This window comes from Flavobacterium sp., assembly GCF_036405015.1.
GTDB lineage: Bacteria > Bacteroidota > Bacteroidia > Flavobacteriales > Flavobacteriaceae > Flavobacterium.
In genome coordinates this window covers 24,146-30,419 of record NZ_DASWYK010000219.1, presented here as the reverse complement: position 1 = coordinate 30,419, position 6,274 = coordinate 24,146, and the positions used below count along the sequence as shown (strand labels likewise).

The window sequence follows — 6,274 nt, the reverse complement described above, 5'->3', positions numbered from 1 at the left end:
GGAACTTTAATCTTATTTAATAAAAGCGGAATGCATAATATTATAATAAGTTCGATAAGAAATTTTAAAAGCGGATCTTCAATAGGAAGACTAATATGATGTATACTTAAAAACATAAATTATTTTTTTGATGGCGTAAGTTCAACTGAGAATTTTGCCGTACAATTATCTTGTCCCGTGATAGTTTGCGTACCTTTTATGACATTTTTTTTAATATCATCTAGAACAACTTCAATTTTAATATTGTTTTTAGTGGAACTTTCTCTGGCAGAATCGAGTACTATTTTATTAACTAAATATTGCCCTCTAAAAACTCTTTTTATCTGATTATTACTCAATACATTGGTATACATTCCTGTAGAATCTGAAACAAAATCCCAGACTTCGGTACGCTGATCGCCAATAACATACGTACTACAATTTGATTCTCTGCAAATCATTTTACTGCTCCATTTGGTAGTAAGAGTATCTGGCCACACTTTAATTTCAGGAACCGAATCTTTCGTTTGATGAATTAACTGAATGCTGTCTTTCATTTTCAATAACAATTCATATTCTGCTTCTTTATCGGCAAATTTCTTTTCGCGTTCCAAGAGAATAGTCTCTCTTTCTGTAAGTTCTTGTTCCTTTTTATTATTACAAGAAATCAAAAAAGTGATCAGGATTAAAACTGAAAATCTTTGTAAAGTCATAATGTTTTGAATTTTGTTCTTTACAATTTAAGCATAAAAATTCTTTTATCCCTCTAAAATCAATAAAAACCGAACTTTTGTAAAAATTTTAGCGTGTAAAATTTGTAACATTTCTTCGACAACAGCGTCAAATGTTAAATTAAATTGCGGTTCTTTGTAACTTATTACATTCGTGATTTAGGATTACGAAATTTCTGAATACAATAATATTGAAACCAATGAGTTTAGATTAGGTTAGAAACTAGTCGCGATATTTTTCGTTATGGACAATAAAAAGTTTATTTTAAGTTTAAAAAAAGGTAATGAAGCAGCTTTTAAAGAAGTTTACTTCAATTATTATGATAAACTAATAAACATTGCCAGACGATTTCATTCTTCTGTATTTACTCCCGAAGACTTTGTTCAGGAAACTTTCATACGATTATACAATAAAAGAGAACTGCTAAATGAGGAGGTTTTGTTTGACAAGCAAATATTTGTGATCTGCAAAAACATCATCATCAATCATGTAAACAGAGAAAATAAAATTGTACAACTTGATCCTTCACAAACTCATCATATCCTAGATGAAGAAACAGATTCAGGGATTTTTGAGGAAAGACAAGAAAAATTACAAAATTTTATTAATCAGCTTCCTGAACAACAACAAAAAATATTCACTTTACACAAACTGGAAAACCTTAGCTATAAGGAGATTGCAGAAATAACGGATCTTTCTGAGAAGACCATTGCCAATCATATTTATCTTGCCAGTAAATTTATTCGAAAAAAAATCGAAAACCATTAGGAACTTTTTTGTTCTCGTTTGTTATCTATAAAAACAAAGAACAAAAAATGCATATTGAAGCTTATAAAACTAATGTTAGAACTAAAAAAGATGCCAGTTTAATCGTTGCTCTTTTACAGTTCGTTATTTCTGATTGTATTATAAATTTCGATTTCAAAAATCGCGAAAGAATTCTTAGAATCGAAACCAACAGAGAAATCAAAGAAATGGTTTATGGTGTTTTTACTAAACAGGGATTTTATTGTAAGAAGCTTTAAAACCAAAAAAATATGGATAAGGAAAATTTTGATGATGAGTTTGAAAAGTTATGGAACGAAACTCCTTCTTCGCATTCAGAAGATGTAAAAAAAGCATCTTGGGAAGAATTTCATTCTAAAACTTTTAGTAAAAAGAAACGTAAAAGCACACCTTGGCGCTATCTTGCCGCAGCGTCTGTTTTACTTTTTGTATTAATTGGAACAGGAATTTATTTTAACAATGAATCTGAGAATGAAAGTGTAGTCGTTGCCGAAAATGTAATAGAAAACCTGACTGATAAAATAAAATATGTGGTTTTACCAGACAGTTCGAAAGTAGAGTTGACTCCAAACTCTAAAATCTCTTATGGAACAGATTTCGCTTTAAACAGAAAAATAGAAATTGATGGTGAAGCTTATTTTAAAGTTAAAAAAGACAAACAACATCCGTTTCAGGTTTTCTGCGACGAAACTACAACTACGGTTTTAGGAACTTCTTTTATCGTGAAAGAATCTGAAAACGAAGAAGTAACTGTAGAACTTTTTGAAGGAAGCGTTCAAATGAGCATAAAAGGTCAAGATCAAAAATGGATTCTGAAACCGGGAGAAAAATTCACTTATGGAAATAAAACTGCTTCAGTAGCCGAGTTCAGTCGATTTATAGATTTCGACAATCAAAAGTTGTCTGTGCTTTGTCAATATATTGAAAAAACCTATGGTTATAAAGTCAATATTCCGAAAGAAAATCTAGATCAGAACATTACGATCAGAATCAATAAAAAAGAAGATTTAAAAACAATTGTACAATTAATATCAGAAATGTATAACCTAAACTTTGAAATAAATGAAGATTTAAAACAGATTACTTTTCAATAGAAAAGAAAAAAGGATGTAAGCCGCGAAACTCCACATCCTCCTCATATTCAGGATAACACGAGGTTATTCCAATTAATAATTATTCAAAAATACAAAATTTCATGAAGCATATAATTTCAGCATGCTTTTTTTTATTCAGTCTCTGTATGTCTGCTCAGAACGTTACAGTAACTGTAGATCAAAATGTCACTTTAAAAGAATTCTTTAAGCAGATAGAAAATCAGACCGATTTCAAATTTGCTTTTACAGATCAAATTGATACCAATAAAAAATACTTTAACCAAAAAAGTACTTTTAAGCAGACTGATATTCAAAAGCTAGTTTCAGAACTCAACAAAACTGCCTCTGTACAATTTTCTATTGTAGGCAACAATATTTTTGTTAAACAGAAATCTCAAACTCAGAAACCAGCTAAAAAAAAAAGCAAGCTAAAAGGACAAATTTTTGATGATGAAAAACAGCCTGTTATTGGTGCCAACATTTATATTATAGAATTGGAAACGGGTACTGTGACAGATTTAAATGGGAAATACAGCATCGAAATTCCAAATGGAAGTTATACTGTTTCTGTAAGCTATATTGGATTTAAGAATAAAGAAAAACATATTAATCTTAATGAGGACATGAACCTCAACTTCAATATAGAATCTGACAGCCAGCAATTGGGAGAAGTAATTGTCATGAATAACAAAGCGGTTGATGTGAAAGCAACTCAAATGAGTGTAAACCGTCTTTCGATGCAGGAAATCAAAAAAATTCCTGTGGCAATGGGAGAACCAGATCCTTTAAAATCGATTCTAACTTTACCAGGAGTTACCAATGCTGGAGAAGCTTCTTCGGGATTTAATGTTCGTGGTGGCGCAGCCGATCAAAATTTGATTCTTTTGGACGGAGCTCCTGTTTATGCGGATTCTCACATGTTTGGTTTCTTTTCTATTTTTAATGCTGATATCGTTAATGGTTTAGATTTATACAAAGGCGGAATTCCGTCCCGATTTGGTGGTCGTGTTTCTTCGGTTTTAGATGTAGCGCAACAAACTGGAGATTTTGAAGAATATAAAGTAAACGGAGGAATCGGAATTATTTCGAGTCGTCTTTTGGTTCAAGGACCAATACAAAAAGAGAAAAGTTCGTTCATCCTTTCCGGACGTGCTTCGTATGCGCATTTGTTCATGAAACTGGCAGACAATAAAAACTCTGCCATGTTTTATGATTTGAACGCTAAATTTAATTTTCGTTTGAATGCCAATAATACCTTGTCTTTTTCGGGTTATTTAGGAAATGATTTGTTTGATATTAACGAGCGTTTCTCTAGTACTTACGGAAGTACAATGGGAATTTTGAGTTGGAAACATAAATTCAACAACAATTTAAACAGTAATCTTTCTGTTTTTTACAGCGATTACAAATTCAACTTGGGACTTTCTACTGAAAGTTTTGAATGGGATAGCAACATTCAAAGCTCGGGTTTAAAATATGCATGGAATTATCAACAATCTGAAAAATTCAAAATCAATTATGGCGTTGACGGATTGTATTATAATTTCAATCCTGGTGTTGTGCAGCCAACAAGTGCTGATTCTCAATTTAACTACAAACAACTGGATAAAAAATATGCTTTTGAAGCTTCTGCTTATATCGATTTTGAAAATCAGATTACAGAAAAATTGAATTTCCGTTACGGACTTCGTTACAGTACTTTTTATCGTTTAGGTTCAGAAAATATTAGTACTTACGAAAACGGTCAGTCTGTTGTTTACAATCCTTTATATAAAATTTATGAAGAAGGGATTCCAACCGGAACTATTCATTATGGAAAAGGCAAAACAATCAGCAATTTTGGAAATTTTGAACCAAGAGCCGCTTTATCTTATGCTTTTAATGACGAAACCTCTGTAAAAGCAAGTTACAATAGAATGGCACAGTACATTCATATTTTATCCAATACACAATCTCCTTTACCAATGAGTATCTGGACACCAAGCGGACCTTTCACAAAACCTCAACTTTTGGATCAATATGCTTTGGGTTATTTCAGAAATTTCAAAGACAAGGATTATTCATTAGAAACAGAATTATTTTATAAAAATGTACAAAATCGTATTGACTATATTGACGGGGCTGATGTTTTGGCTAATAACAATATTGAGCAGGTAATTCTGAACGGAAAAGCCAGATCTTATGGAATGGAATTATTGTTTAGAAAAAATACAGGTAATTTAACCGGATGGATTTCTTATACTTTATCAAGAGCAGAACAAAAAACAGCTGGAAGAACACCTGAAGAACCTGGAATTGCAAACGGTGACTGGTATTTATCTGGATATGACAAACTTCACAATTTAAGTATTGTGGGAAGTTATGAACTGAATCCGAAATGGTCTTTTAATGGAAATTTCACGCTTCAATCGGGGCAGCCAGTAACATACGCAAATGGTTATTATGAATTTGGAGGAATCAATGTTCCGAATTATTCTTTGAGAAATGAAAACAGATTACCTCTTTTTCATCATTTGGATCTTGCTGCTACTTATACCCCAAAACCAGATAAAAAGAAAGGATGGCAGAGCTACTGGGTATTCAGTCTTTACAATGTTTACAACAGAAAAAATGCAGCTTCTATGAGTTTTACCACAAATGATGATACGGGAGCAAATGAAACCAGAAGACTTTCGATCTTCGGAATTGTACCTGGAGTTTCTTATAATTTTAAATTTTAATGCAATGAAAAGATTAAAAAAATATACGACAATGAATAAAGCATTAGCATTAATAACACTTTTTTTAGCACTCACCTTTACTTCTTGTGAAGATGTTGTCAATCTTGATCTGGAAACAGGCGAAACCAGATTGGTAATTGATGCTGAAATTATGTGGAAAAAAGGAACTAGTGGAAACGAACAAACTATAAAAATTAGTAAAACGGCTCCGTATTACAACAATTCAACACCAAAAGTTTCAGGAGCACAAGTACGTGTTGAAAACAGCAATGGAGATGTTTTTACTTTTAATGAAACAGAAGCGGGAGTTTACAAATGCACCAATTTTGTTCCTGTAATCGACGCTGATTACAAATTGTTTATTGAAGCTGAAGGCAAAAGTTTTACGGCTACAGAAAAATTAACTTCTGTAGTTCCCATTACAAAAGTAGATCAAAAAATGGTACCCGATTTTGGTGGCGAAGATGTAATCGAAATGACTTTCTATTATACAGATCCAGCCGATCAGGTTAATTTTTATGTAACCGATTATCAAAGTGAGTTCCTAATTTTTCCTCAATATGAAATCACAAATGATGAATTCTATAATGGAAACGAAATCAGCACACGATTTTCTGATGAAGATATGAAACCCGGAAATACAGTAAAAATTACACATAGAGGCGTTTCTAAAAACTTTTTCAACTACATGAAATTGATTTTGGAAGCTTCAAATTCAAATCCGTTTTCCGTTCCTCCGGGAAATATTAGAGGAAATATTTTAAACACCAACAATGCCAATGATTATGCTTTGGGATATTTTAGACTTTGCGAAGCTGATCAGGTTGATTATTTGGTGAAATAAAAACAAACCCCTTAAAATTATCATTAAGGGGTTTGTTTTTTTCGAAGCAAAAAGAAAGTTTTTTTATATTAGCAAATCAAAAAAATCTGATTTTTTTTTAACCTATCTGCCTAGAAAGT

General features: G+C 31.8%; 6 protein-coding genes. 5 read left to right on the top strand and 1 reads right to left on the bottom strand.

Features of this window, described 5'->3' with window-relative positions; all coding sequences use genetic code 11:
• Positions 1-119: 119 nt before the first annotated feature.
• Positions 120-692, bottom strand: a complete 573-nt coding sequence (locus tag VGE71_RS18955) for a hypothetical protein (protein WP_331139703.1) — start codon at positions 690-692, stop codon at positions 120-122.
• Between the two features lie 262 nt (positions 693-954).
• Here VGE71_RS18955 and VGE71_RS18950 point away from each other — a divergent pair, with 262 nt between their 5' ends.
• The 5 genes from VGE71_RS18950 to VGE71_RS18930 all read left to right on the top strand — a co-directional run bounded on the left by VGE71_RS18950 (position 955) and on the right by VGE71_RS18930 (position 6,155).
• Positions 955-1,479, top strand: coding sequence for an RNA polymerase sigma factor (locus tag VGE71_RS18950; RefSeq protein ID WP_331139702.1), 525 nt, complete (start codon positions 955-957; stop codon positions 1,477-1,479).
• A 47-nt stretch (positions 1,480-1,526) separates the two neighbouring features.
• A complete protein-coding gene (locus tag VGE71_RS18945) occupies positions 1,527-1,736 on the top strand; it encodes a hypothetical protein (RefSeq protein ID WP_331139701.1) in 210 nt (69 codons plus the stop codon).
• A gap of 12 nt (positions 1,737-1,748) precedes the next feature.
• On the top strand, positions 1,749-2,591 hold the full coding sequence (locus tag VGE71_RS18940) for a FecR family protein (RefSeq protein ID WP_331139700.1): 843 nt from the start codon (positions 1,749-1,751) through the stop codon (positions 2,589-2,591).
• 101 nt (positions 2,592-2,692) lie between these two features.
• Positions 2,693-5,311 carry a TonB-dependent receptor gene (locus VGE71_RS18935; protein ID WP_331139699.1) on the top strand — a complete coding sequence of 873 codons (2,619 nt, stop codon included), beginning with the start codon at positions 2,693-2,695 and terminating at the stop codon, positions 5,309-5,311.
• 4 nt (positions 5,312-5,315) lie between these two features.
• Positions 5,316-6,155, top strand: coding sequence for a DUF4249 domain-containing protein (locus VGE71_RS18930; RefSeq protein ID WP_331139698.1), 840 nt, complete (start codon positions 5,316-5,318; stop codon positions 6,153-6,155).
• Positions 6,156-6,274 lie beyond the last annotated feature (119 nt).